Source organism: Pseudomonas sp. NPDC089406, assembly GCF_044900265.1.
GTDB classification, from domain to species: Bacteria; Pseudomonadota; Gammaproteobacteria; order Pseudomonadales; family Pseudomonadaceae; genus Aquipseudomonas; species Aquipseudomonas fakonensis.
Genome location: NZ_JBJDNC010000047.1, coordinates 1 through 20,602, shown reverse-complemented (window position 1 = coordinate 20,602; position 20,602 = coordinate 1). Strand labels below are relative to the sequence as shown.

General features: G+C 64.9%; 18 protein-coding genes. 8 read left to right on the top strand and 10 right to left on the bottom strand.

Annotated features, from left to right (window positions below; all coding sequences use genetic code 11):
- Positions 1 to 90: 90 nt before the first annotated feature.
- Together ACI2KK_RS24755 and ACI2KK_RS24750 are read left to right on the top strand one after the other, a co-directional pair.
- Positions 91 to 1,011 carry a LysR substrate-binding domain-containing protein gene (locus tag ACI2KK_RS24755; protein WP_404671019.1) on the top strand — a complete coding sequence of 307 codons (921 nt, stop codon included), beginning with the start codon at positions 91 to 93 and terminating at the stop codon, positions 1,009 to 1,011.
- Between the two features lie 252 nt (positions 1,012 to 1,263).
- Positions 1,264 to 2,169 carry a LysR family transcriptional regulator gene (locus ACI2KK_RS24750; protein ID WP_404671018.1) on the top strand — a complete coding sequence of 302 codons (906 nt, stop codon included), beginning with the start codon at positions 1,264 to 1,266 and terminating at the stop codon, positions 2,167 to 2,169.
- 121 nt (positions 2,170 to 2,290) lie between these two features.
- On the opposite strand, the gene ACI2KK_RS24745 is transcribed toward ACI2KK_RS24750, so the two are convergent.
- Positions 2,291 to 2,707: a RidA family protein gene (locus tag ACI2KK_RS24745; RefSeq protein WP_404671017.1), complete on the bottom strand. Its 417-nt coding sequence runs from the start codon at positions 2,705 to 2,707 to the stop codon at positions 2,291 to 2,293.
- The gene (locus ACI2KK_RS24740; protein ID WP_404671016.1) at positions 2,707 to 4,023 is read right to left on the bottom strand and encodes a flavin-containing monooxygenase; all 1,317 of its coding nucleotides are present in this window, start codon (positions 4,021 to 4,023) and stop codon (positions 2,707 to 2,709) included. Before ACI2KK_RS24740 ends, ACI2KK_RS24745 begins: the two co-directional genes overlap by 1 nt.
- 451 nt (positions 4,024 to 4,474) lie before the next feature.
- Here ACI2KK_RS24740 and ACI2KK_RS24735 point away from each other — a divergent pair, with 451 nt between their 5' ends.
- Both ACI2KK_RS24735 and argE read left to right on the top strand, forming a co-directional pair.
- Complete coding sequence (locus tag ACI2KK_RS24735) at positions 4,475 to 5,152, top strand: DUF1028 domain-containing protein (RefSeq protein WP_404671015.1); 678 nt, start codon at positions 4,475 to 4,477, stop codon at positions 5,150 to 5,152.
- Positions 5,145 to 6,305 (top strand): acetylornithine deacetylase, encoded by a 1,161-nt coding sequence (gene argE, locus ACI2KK_RS24730; RefSeq protein ID WP_404671014.1) that lies wholly within the window; start codon positions 5,145 to 5,147, stop codon positions 6,303 to 6,305. The genes ACI2KK_RS24735 and argE overlap by 8 nt, the downstream gene beginning before the upstream one ends.
- Positions 6,306 to 6,419: 114 nt before the next feature.
- Here argE and ACI2KK_RS24725 read toward each other — a convergent pair whose 3' ends face one another.
- From ACI2KK_RS24725 to ACI2KK_RS24700, 6 genes are all read right to left on the bottom strand, one after another.
- Positions 6,420 to 7,922, bottom strand: a complete 1,503-nt coding sequence (locus ACI2KK_RS24725) for an amino acid permease (RefSeq protein ID WP_404671013.1) — start codon at positions 7,920 to 7,922, stop codon at positions 6,420 to 6,422.
- A gap of 417 nt (positions 7,923 to 8,339) precedes the next feature.
- Positions 8,340 to 9,608, bottom strand: coding sequence for a carbohydrate porin (locus ACI2KK_RS24720; protein WP_404671012.1), 1,269 nt, complete (start codon positions 9,606 to 9,608; stop codon positions 8,340 to 8,342).
- 97 nt (positions 9,609 to 9,705) lie between these two features.
- Positions 9,706 to 12,111: a glucose/quinate/shikimate family membrane-bound PQQ-dependent dehydrogenase gene (locus tag ACI2KK_RS24715; protein ID WP_404671011.1), complete on the bottom strand. Its 2,406-nt coding sequence runs from the start codon at positions 12,109 to 12,111 to the stop codon at positions 9,706 to 9,708.
- Positions 12,112 to 12,367: 256 nt separating this feature from the next.
- A complete protein-coding gene (locus ACI2KK_RS24710) occupies positions 12,368 to 13,567 on the bottom strand; it encodes a trypsin-like serine peptidase (RefSeq protein WP_404671010.1) in 1,200 nt (399 codons plus the stop codon).
- On the bottom strand, positions 13,564 to 14,619 hold the full coding sequence (locus tag ACI2KK_RS24705; protein ID WP_404671009.1) for a hypothetical protein: 1,056 nt from the start codon (positions 14,617 to 14,619) through the stop codon (positions 13,564 to 13,566). The genes ACI2KK_RS24710 and ACI2KK_RS24705 overlap by 4 nt, the downstream gene beginning before the upstream one ends.
- A 110-nt stretch (positions 14,620 to 14,729) precedes the next feature.
- The gene (locus ACI2KK_RS24700; protein ID WP_404671008.1) at positions 14,730 to 15,059 is read right to left on the bottom strand and encodes a cupin domain-containing protein; all 330 of its coding nucleotides are present in this window, start codon (positions 15,057 to 15,059) and stop codon (positions 14,730 to 14,732) included.
- A 73-nt stretch (positions 15,060 to 15,132) separates the two neighbouring features.
- Here ACI2KK_RS24700 and ACI2KK_RS24695 point away from each other — a divergent pair, with 73 nt between their 5' ends.
- Positions 15,133 to 16,032 carry a LysR family transcriptional regulator gene (locus ACI2KK_RS24695; protein WP_404671007.1) on the top strand — a complete coding sequence of 300 codons (900 nt, stop codon included), beginning with the start codon at positions 15,133 to 15,135 and terminating at the stop codon, positions 16,030 to 16,032.
- 105 nt (positions 16,033 to 16,137) lie between these two features.
- Positions 16,138 to 17,337, top strand: a complete 1,200-nt coding sequence (locus ACI2KK_RS24690) for an MFS transporter (RefSeq protein ID WP_404671006.1) — start codon at positions 16,138 to 16,140, stop codon at positions 17,335 to 17,337.
- A 124-nt stretch (positions 17,338 to 17,461) separates the two neighbouring features.
- Here the strand turns inward: ACI2KK_RS24690 and ACI2KK_RS24685 are convergent, their stop codons facing one another.
- A complete protein-coding gene (locus tag ACI2KK_RS24685) occupies positions 17,462 to 18,073 on the bottom strand; it encodes a LysE family translocator (protein WP_404671005.1) in 612 nt (203 codons plus the stop codon).
- A 99-nt stretch (positions 18,074 to 18,172) separates the two neighbouring features.
- Between ACI2KK_RS24685 and ACI2KK_RS24680 the strand changes: the two genes are divergently transcribed.
- The gene (locus ACI2KK_RS24680) at positions 18,173 to 19,144 is read left to right on the top strand and encodes a GlxA family transcriptional regulator (protein ID WP_404671004.1); all 972 of its coding nucleotides are present in this window, start codon (positions 18,173 to 18,175) and stop codon (positions 19,142 to 19,144) included.
- Positions 19,145 to 19,235: 91 nt separating this feature from the next.
- Here ACI2KK_RS24680 and ACI2KK_RS24675 read toward each other — a convergent pair whose 3' ends face one another.
- Positions 19,236 to 20,093 carry a CAP domain-containing protein gene (locus ACI2KK_RS24675; protein ID WP_404671003.1) on the bottom strand — a complete coding sequence of 286 codons (858 nt, stop codon included), beginning with the start codon at positions 20,091 to 20,093 and terminating at the stop codon, positions 19,236 to 19,238.
- A gap of 289 nt (positions 20,094 to 20,382) precedes the next feature.
- Here ACI2KK_RS24675 and ACI2KK_RS24670 point away from each other — a divergent pair.
- Positions 20,383 to 20,602 (top strand): hypothetical protein (locus ACI2KK_RS24670; RefSeq protein ID WP_404671002.1); only part of this gene is annotated, 220 nt, incomplete at its 3' end.

Genomic DNA, 20,602 nt, shown 5'->3' with positions numbered 1-20,602 from the left:
TGCTGAAAAAAATTCAGCACTGGGCAGGTGCGGCGCACTGCGCCAGAGTAGGGCGCCGCCTTCCAGGCCCCATTTCATGCAGGTAGCCCGATGAGCCACGACCCCGGCAAGAAGCCCTTGCAACTGCCACCGCTGAAAGCGATTCAGGCCTTCGAGCAGGCCGCGCGCTTCGGCAACGTCGCCCGCGCCGCCGAACAGCTCAACCTCACGCCCTCGGCGGTCAGCCACCAGATCGCCAACCTGGAGGCGTTGATTGGCCGGCCGCTGTTTCTGCGTACGGCCAAGGGGGTCACCCTGACCCCGGCTGGCGAGCAGTACCTGCGCGAGGTGTCCGGGTTGCTGCAAAGCCTGGCCAGCGCCACCGAGCGGGCTGGCAGCGCGGTGGGTTTCGACTGCCTGCGCCTGCATTCGGCGCCGAGTTTCGGGTTGCTGTGGCTGCTGCCGCGGCTGGAGCGCTTTCGCGCCAGCCACCCGGACATCCAGATCAACCTGTCGTGCTCGTACGAAGCGCTGCACTTTGGCCGCCACCAGATCGACGTCGACATCCGCCACGGCTACCCCAACTGGCCGAGCCTTGAGGTGCGCACCATCCGCCACGAACAGGCCACGGTACTGGCCGCGCCGGCGCTGCTGGCGCGCCAGCCGATCCTGCAGCCTGCCGATTTGCTGGGGCATAACCTGATCTTGTCGGAAGCGGCGCTGGTGCAGTGGCCGCAGTGGTTCGCCCAGCAAGGGGTATCGCTGCCCCAGGCACCGTTCGCGCTGAGCTTCGACCGCTCGTACATGAGCCTGGAGGCGGCCAGCCATGGCTATGGGTTGGCGCTGGAAAGCTCGTTGCTGGCCCAGGACTACATCCAGCGCGGGCAGCTGGTGCCGGTGTTTGGTGGCGAGCGGGTGAGCCCGGTGAGCGCCCATCACCTGGTGTTCCCCAGGGGGCACGCGGAGTTGCCGCGGGTACGGCGGTTTCTGGACTGGATGCAGGGGCAGTTGGGGCACGATTTCAGTTATTGACGGGCAGTACCGGCCTGATCGCCTGTAGGAGCGGCCTTGTGTCGCGAAAGGGCCCCCAGGTTTTCTGCGTACATGCAAAAAATGCCGGGACCGCTTTGCGGTCCTTTCGCGACACAAGGCCGCTCCTACAGGCGATAGGGCCCTAGCAGAAATATCCTCAAGCCATAGGCAAATCCTCGCTCCACCCAGCGCCGGCGCCCGGTAAAGTGGCAGCAAAATCCCAAGGCGCGCGCAGCGCCAGCGAGGTACCCCGTGGCTTCCTACACCCTGCGTCAACTCAAGTATTTCGTCACCACCGTCGAGGCCGGCAGCGTTGCCGAGGCCTCGCGCCAGCTGTATATCGCCCAGCCGTCGATCTCCACGGCGATCAAGAGCCTGGAAGAAAGCTTCGGCGTGCAGCTGTTCATCCGCCACCACGCCCAGGGCGTGTCGCTGACCCCAAGCGGCAAGCGCTTCTATGCCAAAACCCGGTCGCTGCTGCAGATGGCCCACGAGTTCGAGCAGAACGCTCTGGCCGACAACGACACCGTGGCCGGGCATATCGACATCGGCTGCTTCGAAACCGTTGCACCGCTGTACCTGCCGCGGCTGATTGCAGGTTTTCGCGAGCGCTATCCGGGGGTGGACATTCGCCTGCGCGACGGTGAGCAGCAGGAACTGATCCAGGGCCTGACCGCCGGCACCTTCGACCTGGCGTTTTTGTATGACCACGACCTGGACGGCACCATCGAGGCCGAGCCGCTGATGCCGGCGCAAAAACCCTACGTGCTGCTGCCGGAAAAACACCGCTTTGCCGGGCAAGCCCAGGTGTCGCTGCGCGACCTGTGCCCGGAGCCGATGATCCTGCTGGACGTGGCGCCCAGCCGTACCTACTTCGTCAGCCTGTTCAACGAGCTGGGGCTGACTCCGAACATCGTCTTCAGCTCGCCGTCGATCGAGATGGTGCGCGGCATGGTGGGGCAGGGGTTCGGGTTTTCGTTGCTGGTGACCCGGCCGCATTCGGAATACACCTACGACGGCCAGCGCCTGGTGATGATCGACATTGCCGAGCCGGTGGCGTTGTCGGGGCTGGCGGCGGCGCACCTGAAGCGGGTGCAGTTGACCAAGCCTGCGCAGTTGTTCGTGGAGTTCTGTCGCGAGGAATTGGTCAAGTTCTGAGGCCCCGGGGCCGCTTCGCGGCCCTTTCGCGACACAAGGCCGCTCCTACAGGGATCACATCTTTTCTGTAGGAGCGGCCTTGTGTCGCGATGGGGCGCAACGCGCCCCCGGCTATTTCAAGTCAGGCCTGGTCCGGCACCACGGCGATCACATCGATCTCCATCAGCCATTCAGCCTGGGCCAAACCGGCCACCACCAGCCCGGTGGAAATCGGGTACACGCCCTTGAGCCACTTGCCGACTTCCTTGTACACCGGCTCGCGAAAGCGCGGGTCGGTGATGTAGGTGGTGGTCTTGACGATGTGCGACAGGTCCGAGCCGGCCTCTTCGAGCAACTGCTTGACGTTCTTCATCGCTTGCTCGGCCTGCGCCTGCGGGTTGCCCAGGCCGACCAGCCGGCCTTCGAAGTCGGTGCCGACCTGGCCGCGCACGTAGATGGTGTTACCGGCCCGCACCGCCTGGCACAGGTCGTTGTCCAGGGTTTGGTTGGGGTAGGTCTCTTTGGTGTTGAACATGCGGATGCGGGTATGGGTAGGCATCAGTGGGCTCCGAGGGTGCTGACGTTGCTGTTCGAGGTGACGGGTTCATCCGCTTCGCGCTGCTCGCGGTCGCGGTAGGCCAGGTAGGTGCGTTGCGTGGCGATGTGGCCGGCGACGTGCTTGGCGTCGTGCCACACGCCCCAGATGAACGACGAACCGCGGCGCGACAGCCAGGGCAGGCCGAGGAAGTAAACGCCCGGCTCCTTGGCCACGCCGCGCTGGTGCTGCGGCTTGCCGTTGGCATCGAAGGTGTCCACCTGCAGCCAGCTGAAGTCCACGCCGTAGCCGGTGGCCCAGATGATGCTGGTGACGCCGGCCTGGGCCAGGTCCAGTTCGCGCAACGGGTTGCTGATGCAGTCCGGGTCGGCCAGGCGCTGGCGCGCTTGGGGCTCGAGCGGCAGGTCCAGGCCGTTGCGCTCGATGTAGGCATCGGCAGCGTCCAGCAGGGCCAGGTAGTTTTCGTCGCCGCGCTGGATGTTTTCGGCCAGGTTGTCCTGAAAGCGCGCCACGCCGCCTTCGAACGACTGGGTCAGGCCTACCAGGGTCATGCCCTGGTGGGCGAGGGCACGGAAGTCCACGGTGTGCCCGCCACGGGCGCCGGACACGGCGATGGTCACATGCTCGCGGCCGGGCTTGGCGATTTCCGCGTCCCACTCGCCCAGTACCCCCAGCCACCAGCAGAAGTCGCGGTTGCGGTAGGCGCGGGGCGGGCGGTCGTGGGCGCCCACCGACAGGTACACCTGGCGGCCGGCGCGCATCAGTTCTTCGGCGATCTGCACGCCGGAAGAACCGGCGCCCACCACCAGCACCGCGCCTTCAGGCAGTTGCTCGGGGTTGAAGTAGGCGGCCGAGTGGATCTGGTGCAGGCGCTGGTCTTTGGGGGCGATGGCCGGGATGACCGGCTTCTGGAACGGGCCGGTGGCAGCCACTACGCGGTTGGCGTGGATCACGCCCTGGTTGGTGTCGATGGTGAAGCCTGGGCGGTCGGCGTTGCGCACCACCTTTTTTACTTCGACGCCGGTGCGCACCGGCAGGTTGTACTTGCGCACGTACTGCTCGAAATAGTCGGCGACCTGGTCCTTGCCGGCGAAGGCGTCGGCGTCGAGGTCGAATTCCAGCCCCGGGAAGCGGTCGTGCCAGACCGGCCCGTTGGCCACCAGCGAGTCCCAGCGCCCGGTGCGCCAGGCCTCGGCGATGCGGTTGCGCTCCAGTACCAGGTGCGGCACGCCAAGCTTGCTCAGGTGTTCGCTCATGGCCACGCCGGCCTGGCCAGCGCCGACCACCAGGGTGTCGATTTCGTAGTTGTTGAAAGTCATGTCCGAGCCCTTGTTCAGGCGGTTGTTGTCAGGTCGGTTTGGAGGACCGCCGTTGCCTGGGGCCAGACTAGGGACGTGGGGGAAATCGCGAAAATAGTATTTAGCTGGGGCTTGCCGATAAATTGGCGAAGGCTGGTGCCCAGGTTAAACGTGGGCGAGCTTGTCGGGGTGCTGAACCCCCGCGAAGATGGCGATGGGTTGCCTGGCACCGGCTGCGCCGGTGTTCGCGGCTAAAGCCGCTCCTACAGGATTGCGCCGCTGCTGAACCCTGCGCTGTACCTGTAGGAGCCGGCTTGCCGGCGATGAGGCCACTACAGGCAGCACAAGGCAGCCGCTCCCACGCCTCCTCCAGAGGCCTTAGTTTTTTCCTGCCCAACCCCTCGGAAAATGCTCGTTTCGCCGCTGCCGGGGCTTGCCGAAAATGCAGGCATACCCAGACAGGAGCTGCACCATGACCTTCTCCATCATCGGCCGCTGCCAGGAAACCGGCCAGGTCGGCATCGCCATCAGTTCGTCGAGCATCGCCGTGGGCGCCCGCTGCCCCTGGGTGCGCGCCGGGGTGGGTGCGGTATCGACGCAGAACATCACCCTGCCGGCCCTGGGCCCGCAGATACTCGATGCCCTGGAACAGGGCCAACTGCCGCCAGCCGCAGCGCTGGACCGGGTGCTCAGCGCCAACGGCTGGAGCGAGTACCGCCAGGTTACGGTGATCGACAGCCAGGGCCAGGTGGCGCTGTTCACTGGCAAGCAGGCGTTGGGTGTGCACAACGCGGTGGCCGGCGAGCAATGTGCGGCGGCCGGCAACCTGCTGTCGTCCCAGGCGGTGATCGAAGCCATGGTGGCGGCCTTCGAGCAGGCCGGTGGGCACCTGGCCGACCGCCTGCTGGCGGCCATGCACGCGGCCATGGCGGCCGGTGGCGAGGCAGGCCCGGTGCATTCGGCGGCGCTGAAGATTGCCGGGGAGCACATCTGGCCGCTGGTGGACCTGCGGGTGGACTGGGCCGAGCACGACCCGATCGGCGCGCTGGACAAGCTGTGGCAGGCCTACCGCCCGCAGATGCAGGACTACGTGACCCGCGCGCTCAACCCCACCGCCGCGCCCAGCTACGGGGTGCCGGGTGATGAGTGAATGGCCAAGCCGCGCGCTGCTGCAACGGCTGGTGGGCTTTGCCACGGTCAGCCGCGATTCGAACCTTGAGCTGATCGGCTTCATTCGCGACTACCTGGCCGAGCACGGGGTGGCCAGCGAGCTGTTCCTCAACGACGAGGGCACCAAGGCCAACCTGTTCGCCACCATCGGCCCCGGCGACCGGGGCGGGGTGGTGCTGTCGGGGCACACCGACGTGGTGCCGGTGGATGGCCAGGCCTGGACGCTCGAACCCTTCAGCCTGACCGAGCGCGACGGGCGCCTGTACGGGCGTGGCACTGCCGACATGAAGGGCTATATCGCCTGTGTGCTGGCGGCGGTACCGGCCTTGCTCGCCCAGCCGTTGAAAACCCCGGTGCACCTGGCGTTCTCCTATGACGAGGAAGTCGGCTGCCTGGGCGTGCGCTCGATGCTCGCCGCCCTGCAGCAGCGCCCGCACAAGCCCAGGCTATGCCTGATCGGCGAGCCCACCGAGCTCAAGCCGGTACTCGGCCACAAGGGCAAGCTGGCGATGCGCTGCCAGGTGCATGGTGCAGCTTGCCATTCGGCGTATGCGCCTTATGGCGTGAATGCTATCGAGTACGCGGCGCGGCTGATCGGCAAGCTGGGCGAAATTGGCGACGAGCTGGCGCAGCCGGTGCACCACGACCCGCGCTTCGACCCGCCGTTCAGCACTGTGCAGACCGGGGTGATCAAGGGTGGCCGGGCGCTGAACATCGTGCCGGAAGAATGCGCGTTCGACTTCGAAGTGCGGGCCTTGCCAGGCTTCGAGGCCCAGGCCGTGGCGGACCGTCTGCAGACCTATGCCGAAGCCGAGCTGCTGCCGCGCATGCGTGCGGTGAATGCCGGCAGCGACATTCGCCTGCAACCGCTGAGTGCCTACCCGGGGCTGGCGACGCCGGCCGACAGCGAGGCGGCGCGGCTGGTGGCGTTGCTCAGTGGTAGCGAGGATTTCGGTACGGTGGCGTTCGGCACCGAGGGCGGCTTGTTCGACCAGGCCGGTATTCCCACTGTGGTGTGCGGGCCGGGCAGCATGGAGCAGGGGCACAAGCCGGATGAGTTCGTCAGTGTCGAGCAGTTGCGCGGGTGCGATGCGATGTTGCAGAGGCTGGTGGAGTATCTTCGGCAGGCTTGATCGCGTTGGCTTCTTCGCGGGTGAACCCGCTCCCACAGGTATTCCATTGGCGCGCAGCCTTGTGCTGCCCCTGTGGGAGCGGGTTTACCCGCGAAGAGGCCCGCAAGTTGGTAATCAGATCGCGATCGCCCCGCTGATCAACCCATACACCGCGATCAGCGCCCCCAGCACCACCACCGCGAACACCCCCCGCTCGAACCCGTTGAACACCTGGCGCTGCTGCTCCCTGCGCGCCTTGATGTACAACAGCGTGCCCGGCCCGTAGATCACCGCCGACAGCAGCAGGTATTTCATCCCGCCAGCCCACACCATCAACAGCGCATAGGCCGTGGCCAGCAACGCCACCAGCAGGTCCTTGCCGCGCTCGCCGTCAGCGTTTTGGTAAGTCTCGCGGCTTGCTGCCAGCTTCAGAGCATAGGCCGCCACCAGCAGGTACGGGATCAGCGTCAGTGAGCTGGTCAGCTCCAGTGCCAGGGTGAAGGCGTACTCGGTAAACCAGGTCAGCAGCAAGAACAGCTGCACGAACAGGGTGGTCAGCCACAGGGCCGAGGCCGGCACCTGGTGCGGGTTCTGCCGGGTGAGAAAGGCCGGCATGGCCTGGTCGTGGGCTGCCGAGTACAGCACTTCGGCCGCCAGCAGCGTCCACGACAGGTAGGCGCCCAGCACCGAAATAATCAAGCCGATGCTGATGAAGATCGCCCCCCAGCGCCCGACGATGCTCTCCAGCACACCCGCCATGGACGGCTGGCGCAGCCCGGCAAGCTCCGGACGCAGCAGCACGCCGTAACTGAGCAAGGTGATCAGTACCAGCAGGCACAGTACGCCGATGAAGCCCAGCACCGTGGCCACGCCCACATCGCGGCGGTTGCGGGCGTAGCGCGAATACACGCTGGCGCCTTCGATACCGAGGAACACGAACACCGTCACCAGCATGGTGCTACGTACCTGCTCGAACAGTGATTCGGCCGGCAGCACCAGGTCGCCTGCGGCGTGGCCGATGCGCCCGTAGTCGTCCAGGTGGGCGAGGTCCGCCGCGCTGCCGGCCATGGGCGTGCCCCAGAAGTTGAGGCTGAACAGTTCGCGGTCGAAGGCTCCCACCAGCACCACGATGAACAGCACGATGGGGATCATCTTCGCCACCGTGGCGATGCTGTTGATCACCGCGGCCTGCTGCACCCCGCGCAGCACCAGAAAGTGGAAGGCCCACAGCAGCAGCGACGACACGGCGATGGCGGCCAGGGTGTTGCCCTCGCCGAATACCGGAAAGAACGCGCCGAGGGTGGATTTGATGAGGATGAAGTAGGAGACGTTGCCGATGCAGGTGCCGGCCCAGAAGCCGAACGCCGAGGCAAAGCCCAGGTAGCTGCCAAAGCCTGCGCTGGCGTAGGCGTAGATGCCCGAGTCGAGGTCGGGGCGCCGGCGTGCGAGGGTTTGAAAAACGAAAGCTAGCATCAGCATGCCGGCGCCTGCGATGCACCAGGCGATGATCGCACCCAGCCCGCCGGTGGCGCGGCCGAAGGTGGCCGGCAGGGAGAAGATCCCGGCGCCGACCATCGAGCCCACCACCAGGGCAGTGAGGGCCCAGACGTTCAGCTTGCCATCCGTAGCGGCACCCATGGGCAGCCCTCCGTTGCGTGAAGGCTTGAGTAAAGACCGCTGGGGCATGGCTTGCCAGTGGTTATGTGTAGGAGCGGCCTTGTGTCGCGAAAGGGGCGCGTAGCGGCCCCGGCGGTCTTGCATGAAACCGAGATCCTGGGGCCGCTGCGCGCTCCTTTCGCGACACAAGGCCGCTTACTACAGGTACAGCGCTGGATTCAGGCTTTGCACGATCCTGTGGGAGCGGGCTTGCCGGAGTGCCGGACCACCGCGAACACCGGCAAAGCCGGTGCCAGCCACCGCGCTGCCTGCTTCGCGGCTAAAGCCGCTCCCACAGGAATCACTCCCGCTTCTAGATTTTCAGCAAGACAGTTGCTCCTGCAAAGGGTATGGGCAGGGGCAGAAAAAAGGGCCGCATGGCGGCCCTTCGGGGTTGGTTCAGAAGGTCGCCTTGACCTGCAAACCCACCACCAGCGCATTGTCGATATCCTTGCCGGAGAACGCCCCCGGCTCGACGATGTACTGCACGTCCGGGCGCAGGTTCAGCCAGGGCGTGGCCTGGTAGCCGTAGCTCAGCTCGATCAGTTGCTCGGCGCCGTCGATGTTGGGGAACTGCTGGCCGGCATCGAAGGCTGCATCCTCCAGCACGTCGCGGCTGCGCGGGTTCTGCACGGCGCGGCCGTAACCCAGGGCCACGGTGTCGCGCGGGCGGCTGGCGAACGGCTTGTACAGCACCACACCGGTGCCGTACCACTTGGTGAACGGCGAGGCAGCTTCGCTTGAGGCCGAGTACTGGCCGAAGGCGTGCAGGCTGCGGCCCGGCATCGCTGGGTCGTTCCACACTGCCTGGTCGATCAGCAGGTAGTGGCCGCCGCGGCCGGCGACCTCCTTGCTGCTGCCGATACGCTTGACGTTGGAGCTGTCGTAGTAATAGCCCAGCTTGTACTCGCCCGGCAGTTCACCCTGCAGCTTGTACACCAGCTCCACCGGTACCACGGTGCCGGTGGTGTGCTTGGGGCCCAGGTGCCAGGCGCGGCTGGAGTTGCCGTTGCTCTCGGGGTCGACGTTGAACGCCGCCACGCGCAACTGCCAGGACGGCGAGAAGTCGTATTTCACCCGCGCACCCAGGTGGGCGTTGGGGTAGTTGGTCCAGCCGCTGCCGCCGGACATGTTCAGCGGGTGGCCGCAGAAGCCGGCGTTCATGAAGTTGCACAGGATGCCGCTGTCCAGCCCGCCGAGGTCGTTGCCCATGGCCATGTAGCCGAGCTTGACGTTCAGTGCCGGGGTGAACAGGGTGCGCTCGTAGCTCAGCTCGGTCAGGCGGGTGTACAGGCCGCCGTAGTTTTCCTGGATCGGCAGGCGGTTGCCCACCAGGTCTTCGGAGGCACTGTTGCCGCGGCGGTCGTTGATGGTCAGTTGGACCTTGCCGCCGTTGTCCAGGCCGTACAGCTTCGACAGGTCGAACTGCACGCCCAGCTTGATGTTCTGCGAGTAGCGCGCCGAACGGTGCAGGCCGCCGTGGGTGTTGTAGGCAGTCTCGCCGCTGTAGTCGCCGGTAACCTTGACGCCGTCTTCTTCGAGCTGGTGGCGCAGGCCGCCCCAGTCGCCGGTCAGGGTGTTGCGGGTCATCAGGTCGCCGTCGGCGAGGGCGGTGGTGCTGGCCAGGGCCAGCAGCAGGGTGGGGGTGAGGCGGAGTGCGGATGGCATTGCGGGTATTCCTGAAATCAGGTGGAAAGCATCGCGGGGCAAGCCCGCTCCCACGTTGATTGTGGGAGCGGGCTTGCCCCGCGATGGCGTCAGTGGCTTACGGCAGGGCGTACGAAATCACGTAGTCGCCGCGGTCGGTCGACTGGCGCGCGCCGCCGGCGGTGATCACCACGTACTGCTTGCCGGTCTTGGGCGAAACGTAGGTCATCGGGCCACCCTGGCTGCCCACCGGCAGGCGGGCTTTCCAGATTTCACTGCCGTTGCTGCTGTCGTAGGCGCGCAGGTAGAAGTCCTGGGTGCCGGCGATGAACACCAGGCCGCCTTGGGTGGACAGGGTGCCGCCGAGGGTCGGCAGGCCGATCTTGATCGGCAGGTGCATGCGGATACCGAGCGGGCCGGTGTCCTCGACGGTGCCGACCGGTACCTGCCAGGCGATCTGGCGGGTCTTCATGTCGACCGCGGTCAGGGTGCCGAAAGGCGGCGCCTGGCATGGGATGCCGGCCACCGACAGGAAGCGGTTCTTGTTCACCGCATACGGCGTGCCCTTGAGCGGCACGGCGCCCATGCCGGTGTTCAGCGCTTCGCCGCCGCCGGCTGCTGCGCCGGTGTTTTGCGAAGGGATCATCTGGATCCACAGGCCCAGGCGCATGTCGTTGACGAAGATGAAACCATGCACCGGGTCGGTGGAGATGCTGCCCCAGTTCATGCCACCCAGCGAACCCGGGAAGCTCAGCGACAGGTCGGTGCCGGGTGCGGTGTACAGGCCGTCGTAGCGCATCTTCTTGAAGTCGATGCGGCACAGCAGCTGGTCATACGGGGTGGCGCCCCACATGTCCGACTCGGTCAGGGTCTGTGCGCCGATCTGCGGCATGCCGACCGATTTGGGCTGGGTCGGCGAGTACGGCTCGTTGGGGATGTTGCTTGGCTTGACCGGTACTTCGTCCACTTGCGTCAGCGGCTTGCCGGTGGCGCGGTCGAGCACGTAGATCTGCCCGGCCTTGGTGCCGATCACCACCGCAGGCACGGTCTGGCCGTCGTCCTTGGTGAAGTCGATCAGGCTTGGCTGCATCGGCAGGTCGAAGTCCCACAGGTCGTTGTGCACGGTCTGGTAGACCCACTTCTGGTTGCCGGTGGTGGCGTCCAGGGCCAGCACCGAAGCGCCGTAGGTGTGGTCCAGCTTGTTGCGCTCAACGCCGTAGATGTCGGTGGACGAGGAGCCCATCGGCAGAAACACGGTGTTCATCGCCGGGTCGTAGGACATCGGCGCCCAGCTATTGGGGGTGCTGCGCACGTAGGTGCTGTCGCCTTCCGGCGCCTTGCGGTCCTCCGGGTTGCCCGGGTCGAAGGCCCAGCGCATTTCGCCGGTGATCACGTCAAAGCCGCGGATCACGCCGCCAGGCATGTCGGTTTGCACGTTGTCGGCCACGCGGCCACCCACCACCACGGTGGTACCGGCCATCAGCGGCGCCGAGGACAGCTGGTAGTAGGAGTCCGGCACGTTACCCAGGCCGGCCATCAGGTTGACCTGGCCGTTGTTGCCGAAGCCCTGGCAGAACTCACCGGTGTCGGCGTCCACTGCGATCAGGCGGCCGTCGATGGTGTTGGTCAGCAGGCGACGCTGGCAGTTGGCACCTGCTGCTACCGCGCCACCGGTGATCGGCGAGCTGTTCGGCTGGGTGGGTTGGGCAATGGCGGCGGTGGCGTCGAAGTAAGCCATGCCGCGGCAACGCTGCCAGACCTTGGACTGGGCGTTGATTTCGTTCTTCCACAGCTCCTTGCCGGTGTCGGCATTCAGCGCGATCAGGTTGTTGTGCGGGGTGCAGATGAACACCTTGTCGCCAACCTGCAGCGGGGTCAGCTGGTCTTCGGCGCCGTTGCCGTCGCTGATGGCCACGTCACCGGTGTGGTAGGTCCAGGCCACCTGGAGCTTGTCGACGTTGCTGCGGTTGATCTGGTCGAGCGCGGCGAAGCGGCTGCCACCTTCGGTATTGCCGTAGTGGGCCCAGTCTTTCTGCTCCTTGCCAGCCTCGACCGGGGTCAGGCCGGGGCCCTTGCCGGTGGGGGCAACGCTTGGGTGGGCGACGAACATGTTGCCGGCGGCAATCGCCAGTACCACGGCCAGCACCCCGGCGATGCCATAGGCGCCACGGCTGCGGGTGCCTGCCAGCATCGGGTAGACCAGCGCCACCACCATGCCGATGGCGCCGAACATGAACAGGCGCGAGAACAAAGGCCAGAAGACCAGACCGGCGTCGGCCAGTGCCCAGATCAGCGTACCGACCAGGAACAGCGCATACAGCCAGGCACCGGCCTTTTTGCGGCGGGCAATGAGAATGCCGGCGATGGCCATGGCCAGGCCGCCGACGAGGAAGTACCAGGAACCGCCCAAACCGGCCAGCTTGACGCCGCCGGCGGCCAGGAGCAGGCCGAGCAGGGCGACGATGACGCCCAGGCCGACCAGGATGAATGTGGAGGCGCCAGAGGCGCGTGGGTTGTCTTTCATGCCAGGGATCTCGCAGGTGGAATGCGGCGCAGTTTAAGCCCTTAGCAAGCTAATTAACAAGTTAGTACATTTATTTTCAGGACCGATTGTCGCAGGGCTGAACTTGCCAGGGTGTGGAGAAAATTCTAGATCACGCGGGGAAATTGTAGCCATATGCTGGAAAAAAGGACGCGCAGTAGAAGCTTCGGATGCTACCAAGGTTGTAGAGCGGGAGCTGGCGCTGCGCAGTTGGGGCAATCGGGCTTGTGGTCCGTCACTATTTACCGAGGCCTGACCTCACTGCCCCTTGCTGCCAGGCTGCAATCCGAGATGAAACCAACGCTCGGTTATAGCTCAGGCCCTCCTTCGAGGCGTACAGGCCATCGGTATGCAACCCGATCACTTGACCGCTTCTCAGGCTTATCAGCAGCGAGCCGGAACTGCCGCCCCAGGTAGTGGCGTCGTAGTTCCATAGGAGCGTGTTCTGGCTAGGTAGCGTGCGGCCCACGGATAGCCTGACGTTGGGAAAAGAGACCTTATTGTCGGGGGTCTCGAAAATTTCATCGATCTGCTGTGGCAGCAAGAAGTCCACGGCTGGGCGCCCTGGATACCCGATCACACCGACTTCTTCTGCATCGACGACATCCGGTTTGGCGGCGAAGACGACCGCAGGTGGAACATCCTTGTCGGTCGTCAAGATAATGAAGTCGGCATCAGGGTCTGGGTCGGCATAAGCGATACCGGTTACGCGAACTGTCGTTGATACCAGTTTGTCGGGGCACCGCGCATACTCCTTGGGGAATTCAATCTGGGCGACTACCTGAGAAAAGAGCTTCCACGTTCCCGTGGAAACCTGCTGGTAACCCAGGCGACCATTCTTGACCACGTGTTTGTTGGTGATGACCAGGCGAGGGCCGATGGCTATGGCCGTACCCGCCTCTGCTCGTCGCGTCAGATTGCTGCGGTCGTCCAGGTCATAGGTGGTCAGCAGCCCTACCGAGGCACTAAGTTCCTTGATTTTCTGTTTTTGTTTGTCCACGAGATAGCCGAACTCCGTGGATTTATTTTTCACCCACGGTAACCCTTCGCACAGAGTCATTACGGGTCGTATGAACCAGCGCAAAGCCTCTTCTTGTCGTTTGAGTTGTTCGGGATCCGGCGATGATTGTTCATTGGTCAATAGGGTGGTTGCCTCGGACAGCGCGTCTTTGGAGCGGCGAATTTCCGCAAAACGCTGCAGTGCGACATTTTCCGGTATGAGCCCTATCTCTTTGTCCACTTCAACCCAGCGTTCCGCCGTTCTCAGAATCGCCTGCTGGCGAAGCAGCGCAGGGGCAACTTCTCCCACCTTCGTCGGTAACTGCAATTGCATGCCGGAGGAGGGATCAGCGCTAGAGTTCAAGGGGGCTGCACTGGCTTGCTGGGGCGTGGCGGCCAACGCGACGACGAGGGTGAGCACTGCGTATGGAGGTGTCATAGGGTGGACTCTCGAGCGGCAGTTTCCAGTTCGCTGTAATCCTTGCGCAGTTGCTCAATGTTTTCGGTGATCACCTCGAGAAAGCCGATGACGTCTCCAGGTTTCAGGTCTTGGTTGGTGGCGAGTTCATAGAGAGATTCTTCGGCCTGGGCGATGGCCACTACTGCGGTGCTGGGAGGCTCGGTTTTCGCCAGGGCGTCATACTCTGATAATTGTCGGCTGGTTTCGGCGGCCAGCCTGATGATCTCATCGGATTGCTTGTGAGGATCGAGGCTCATGAGCTTGCTGAAGCTCTGATAGGGGCGCCATAAGGCCTGGGTCTGTCTGCGCTTCCAGGCATCATCCAATGAATCGGGGTTGAGGTCTTGGCTGAGGCGACCTTGGAAGTCCTCGTGCAGCATTTGTACGGTGGCGTTGAAAAGCCGGCGACTTTCGATCTCGTTCACCAATTTCAGCGCGGTTTTTCCGACCTTTTCAGCGGCCTCGAGTAGGGTCTTAATGCCAGCAACTGCCACCGCCGGAGACTCTTTGTTGAAATTTGTCGCACTCACACCGTCGAAGCGGCTCAATTGCATCACCCGCGTGTAGCAACGGGTGAACGACCGTTCTGGTGTCTGGCTATCGGGGCGGTCTTCAGGACGCTTTGCTTCTTTGTTTTCTTTGAATTTTTTCCATTGACCAGAAAAGGTGTCCGCGCCAGGTTTTGTAATGATTTTGAGGTTATCGCTGTAAGCTTTCAGGTAGGCAGTGGCTTGCAGTTGTTGGGCCAGGGCGCCCTGGCCTGCGCAGACAAAGTGGGCAAAGGAGCGCGGTGTCTGCGCCTGGTCCAAGTTGTCAGCATCGTTACCGTTGTGCAGGTAGTACATCACTACCTCATCCCGACGGACACCCGTTTTGGCTGCTGCCTCCATCGCGATGATTGCCGAGCTTTTGTTCACCACCTCAGAAAATTTGTTCGTCACATCATCGACTCGGCCTTTATCCGCCAAGGTGACACAACCTGCTGAAGCCCCAAGCGCCAAGCAGGCGCCGACCCTCCAAAAGTTGCGCATTGCGTGCCCCATCCTTGAGTAAGTACAAATCGTCATCTTAGTGAAGTCGGCAAACTAGCTTTGTCAATGGCGAGTGGCCATTATTCAGCGCCGATACGACGGTTAAACGATCACCTTTGATAAAATACCGCCAACCACACCGTCGCCACCCCGGCTTCGGTCCATTCCACCCGGTGCCGGCAATGCGCCGGGATGTCCAGGTGGTCCCCGGGGCGCAGTACCCGCGTCTGGCTTTCATGCTCAAGACGCAGCCCGGCGCTGCCGCTGAGCACCAGCACCCACTCCCCCTCGGGCTGGTCGTACCAGAACCCCGGCGGGCTGGCCTGGCCGCTGGAGACGATGCGCTCGATGCGCAGGCCCGGCCGGCTGAGCAGGTCGTCGACCTGTTCGGCGGCGTTCGAATCGGGGGCGGGCAGGGCGGTGAACAGGTTGGCGGGCATGGGCGTCTCGGCGGTGGTTGATTCCAGGGGCTGATTGTAGGAAGGTTCCCGGCTTTGCCCCACGGAAATTCGCATGGACAAGCTGCTGGCGATCAAGGCGTTCATGGCCACCGTCGAGGCTCAGGGCTTTTCGGCGGCCGCGCGCCGGCAGGGCGTGGCGACCTCGTCGGTGACCCGCCTGGTGGATGCGCTGGAGGCTGAGCTTGGCGCCACCTTGCTCAACCGCTCCACGCGCCAGGTCAGCCTCACCGAGGCCGGCGCCGGTTACTACCAGCGCGCGCGGGACATTCTCGAGGCCCTGGCCGAGGCTGATGCGCGGGTGGCCGACCGTGGCGAGGAGCCGGTCGGGGTGTTGCGCCTGAGCCTGCCGGTGGAGTTTGGCCGGCGGGTGATCGCCCCGCATCTGGGGGCGTTCCTGGCGCGCCACCCGGGCCTGGAGCTGGACATCGACCTCAGCGACCGCTTCGACGACCTGCTGGACGGGCGCTACGACCTGAGCATCCGCCTGGGTGAGCCGGCCCCCAGCGACGAACTGGTGTGCCGGCCGCTGGGGCGTTTCGAGCGCTGGCTGGTGGCAAGCCCCGGCTACCTTGCGCAGCGGCCAGTGCTGGAGCATCCGCGACAGCTGTCCGAGTGCGCCTGCCTGCGCTTTCGCTACGGCCAGTCAGCAAGGCCATGGCGCATGCGGCGCGATGGCCATGACCTGGAGATGGATGTGAGCGGCCCGCTGCGCAGCGCCAATGCCGACCTGCTGCGCGAGGCCGCCATTGCCGGCAGCGGCGTGGCACTGCTGGCCGACTGGCTGGTACGCGAGGACGTCGAGGCCGGTCGCCTGCAGCGGCTGTTCGGCGACTGGCAGGCCAGCCCGGGTACTGCCAGCGACTCCATCAATGCGCTGTACCTGCCCAACCACCGGGGCTCGCGCCGGGTAATGGCGTTTGTGACCTTCTGCGAGGCATTGCTGGTGCGTTGAGTTTTGCGTGCAGCGCAACGCCTTGTTGCGCTGGCTGTGGATTCTGCGCAACGCCGGGGTAGGGCACCATGCGCTCACTTCCCCATCCTTGCCGAGGCAACTTTCATGAACCCCTCCCTCGCTGTCGCCCAGCCGTCAGCCCAGGGCCTGAGCCGGGCCCTGGTGACACTGCTGGCCTTCTGCTGCGGCGCCATCGTCGCCAACATCTACTACGCACAACCCATCGTCGGGTTGATCGCCCCGGACCTGGGCCTGAGTGCCGAACACGCCAGCTGGATCGTCTCCCTCACCCAGCTGGGTTACGCCCTGGGCCTGTTGTTGCTGGTGCCGCTGGCGGACCTGGTGGAAAACCGCCGGCTGATGATCGCCACTGCCGTGCTGGCTACGGTCAGCCTGTTGCTGGCCGGCACCAGCGGCCATGGCCAGGGGCAGTTGTTTCTGGGGTACGCGTTGCTGATCGGTTTCAGTTCGGTGGCGGTACAGATGCTCATCCCCCTGGCTGCGCACCTGGCGCCGGAGCAGCAGCGTGGCCGGGTGGTGGGCAACATCATGGGCGGCCTGCTGCTGGGCATCCTGCTGGCAAGGCCGCTGTCGAGCCTGGTGGCCGACCACTTCGGCTGGCGCGCGGTGTTCATCGGCGCCGCCCTGGTGATGCTGGCGATCATCCTGCTGCTGGCGCTGACCCTGCCGCGCCGGGTGCCCGAGCACAAGGCCAGCTACGGCCAGCTGATGGCCTCGCTGGTGGTGTTGCTGCGCCGCTACCCGCTGCTGCGCCAGCGCTCGCTGTACCAGGCGCTGATGTTCGCCGCCTTCAGCCTGTACTGGACGGCGGTACCGCTGGCCTTGGCCGGTGAGCATGGTCTGTCGCAGAGCCAGATCGCCCTGTTTGCCCTGGTGGGTGCGGTGGGTGCGGTGGCTGCACCGCTGGCTGGGCGCCTGGCCGATGCCGGGCATGCACGGCGCGGCTCGCTGCTGGCCATGGGCCTGGCGCCGCTGGCTCTGCTGCTGGGCCTGACCACGCCGGGGGCCGGGGTGATCGGTCTGGGCCTGACCGGGGTGCTACTGGACTTTGCGGTGCAGATGAACATGGTCATCGGCCAGCGCGAGGTGTATGCCCTGGACCCCGCCAGCCGTGGGCGCCTGAACGCGCTGTACATGACCAGTATCTTCCTCGGTGGTGCGGTGGGCTCGGCGGTGGCCAGCCTTGTGTACAGCCAGTACGGCTGGAGTGGCGTGGCCCTGGTGGGGGCGGGCGGGCCTGCGTTGGCGCTGCTGGTGTTGCTGGTGGTCTCGCGGCGTAGCTGAACAACCGCCCCCTTGTAGGAGCCGGCTTGCCGGCGATAGGGCCGCAGCAGGCGATACAGGGCTAAAAGCCGTGCCGCCGCTGGTGGCCTCATCGCCGGCAAGCCGGCTCCTACAGGGTTTTGCCTCAACGGGTCAGCGGCAAGGCGACGCCAATCAGTGCGAACAGGCTACCGCAGCAGCGATTGAAACCCTTGCCGCCCTTGGCCAGCCATGGCCGCACCCGAAACGCCAGGCGTGCCAGCAAGTACTCGACTAAAAATTCGACGCTGGCAAAGGTCGCCGCCATCACCACGAACTGCACCAGCAAACCGCGCTGCGGGTCGATGAACTGGGGCAGGAAGGCCCCATAGAACAGCAGCACCTTGGGGTTGGCCAGCGCCGACAGCAGGCCCTGGCGGAACAGCCCGGCATTGCCCAGCCGTACCACTTGCCCCGCTGTTTCCAGATGCAGCGCCGGGCTGCGCCACAGCTGCCAGCCCAGCCACACCAGATAAGCGCCGCCGACCCACTTGAGCACCGTCAGCACCGAGGCCGAGGTTTGCAGCAGGGCGCTCAGGCCGAACATCGCCAGGGCGATCAAGGCGCTGAAACCGAACACCCCGCCGACGATGGTGAACAAGGTGCGCCGCGCGCCATACAAGGCGCCATGGGTGAGGGCCAGCAGGCTGTTGGGGCCCGGGGTCAGCGAAAGGCCGATGCTGGCGAGCAGGTAGATGAGCCAGGTGTCGAGTGCCATGGGGATGCCTTGAACAATGAGCTGGGCGCCAGTGTAGGGGCAGTTCGACGGTTTATCAGGGTAGGATATGGTCATACAACGGTGATAACTGGACACACCATGACCCCCGACCTGCGGTTGCTGATCTTGCCGCTGCCCGAATTCGCGTTGCTACCCTTCGGTGCCTTTCTCGACAAGCTGCGGTTTTCGGCTGACGACGAGGACTACAGCCGCCAGCGCTATTGCGCCTGGACCGTGCTCGGGTTGGACAGCGCGCCGCTGGCGGCCAGCAGCGGCGCGATGTTGCAGGTAGATGTGACGCCGGCCCAGGTGGACTGGCGCGCCCACGATTACATGGTGCTGTTTGGCGGGCGCAGCGCCGCAGCCACGGCGGCACTGGCGCCGCGCTACAAGGCGCTGTTGAAACAGGCAGTGAAGGCCGGCGTGAAGCTGGTGTGCGTCGACAACGCGGTGTTCCTGCTGGCTGCCTGCGGCTTGCTGGACGGGCACAAGGTGGTCGTGCACTGGCGCCATGAAGCGGAGTTTCGCGCGTCCTTTCCCAAGGTTCAGGTGCTGGCCGAACAGCTGTACTGCTTCGATGGTGCGCGTATCAGCTGCGCAGGCGGTACCGCAGCCATCGACCTTGCCGTAGAGCTGATCGCCCGCGCCTGTGGCCGCACCCGGGCGCTCAAGGGCCTGGCCGACATGCTGGTGGACGAGAGCCGCGACAGCCGCCATGCCCTGCGCTCGCTTGATGCAGCGCCCGGGCAGGGGCGCCAGGTGCAGCGTGCCATGGCGTTGATGCGCCACCACCTGGCGTCGGCCTTGTCCGTGGAGCAGTTGGCGGCAGAGCTGGGTATCAGCCGGCGCCAGCTTGATCGGCAGTTTCAGGCCAGCCACGGCATGAGCGCAAAGGGCTGGTGGCTGGAGATACGCCTGCAGCAGGCGCGTTGGCGTTTGCTCAATTCAAGCCATGGCCTGGCGCAGATTGCCGATGAGGTGGGGTTGGGGGATGTCAGTTACCTGGGCAAGTGCGTCAGGAAGCGGTTTGGTTGTACGGCGTTGGATTTGAGGCAGCAATCGGGTGGTTAGTTTCACCGGCCCCATCGCGGGGCAAGCCCGCTCCCACGCCAGGACTTGATACTGCGTGGGAGCGGGCTTGCCCCGCGATGGGTGGGTTGCCTTACTGCGGGGTGCCGAACAACCCGGTCCAGTAGATGCCCGCATCGCTTTTCGGGTCTACCGCGTAGGCGGCGCCCAGTTCGCGGTAGTCGGGGTTCATCAGGGTGGCGCAGTGCCCGGGGCTGGCCAGCCAGCCGTCCACCACCTTGCTTGCGCTGTCGCGGCCGGCGGCGATGTTCTCGCCGATCTGCCGGTACAGGTAGCCGGCCAGCTCCGCCCGGTCGCCGGGGGTGCGGCCGTCGCGGTCGAGGTGGTCGAAGAAGTTCTGGTTGGCCATGTTGCGCGTGTGGTTGGCGGCCACCCCGGCCAGGGTGGTGTTCCAGCTGAGCGCCGGGGCGGCGGGGTAGGGCTGGCCACCGCACTGGCGTGGTACCTTGCGCGCGGCGTTGACCTCCTGCAGCAGCTTTTGCCCTTCGGCCTGCCAGTCGCCCAGGCGCCCGCTGAGCAGTGGCCGGGCCAGGACGATGCGCCAGTCGCGGCCCTCCTGACTGACGCCGATATCGACGAACTGCGGGTCGAGCACCACCTGGCAGAAGCTTTCTTCGATGGCTTTCATGGCCGCCTTGGCGTCGCGCGGGCCGGACAGGCTGATGGCCTGCACGTTGACCATGGGGTAGGCGGCGCGGCTCATGGCTTGTTGCAGGTCGCGGGTGCCTTCGGGCGACAGGGCCAGGCGGGTGTCGCTGCTCAGTGGCGGCAGCTCGAGCGATGCTTCGCCGCCGCAGCGTTGGGCCTGGCTGCGGTAGCTGTTGATCGTATCGATCAGTTGCGCTTCTTCGCCGGTGAAGGCCTGGGCGCTGGCAGAGGCCAGCAGGCCCAGCGACAGGCCGAAGAGGCAGGCAACGGATGGGACGCGCATGTGAATCTCCCTGTAACTGGCAGCGTCGGGTTCTGCGCTGCCCATCCTACACAAGCGCAAGGCGTTTGGCCCGGCGTTGTGCGGTTACCGTTGAGGCCCTGTGGGTGGAGGCGTTGCGGTTGAAGCGGGGGTAGACCATGGGGGGGCGAAAAAGTGCGGTGGCCATGGTGGGTTTCTCGATGTTCGCTGGGTTTTTGTTGGGTTGTAGTTATTGACACTGGGATGGGGTGGGCTGTTCCGTTGCGCTTGTTTTCATGAGGGTCATGGCTCCTTTTTGGCGATGGTTTGTATGGGCGATATGTTTTGCGGTGTACGCTCGTGGTTTGGTTTGGTTTGGTTTGGTTTGGTTTGGTTGGTTGGTTGGTTGGTTGGTTGGTTGGTTTTGAAAGTTGTATGTGCATTCATTATTTGTATTGACGCTTATTCACCTTTCCGCCCTTACGGCGGCTCACTTTTTGAGGGATCAAAAAGTAAGCAAAAAATCCTCGCTCCATTCATCCGGCCCCTGC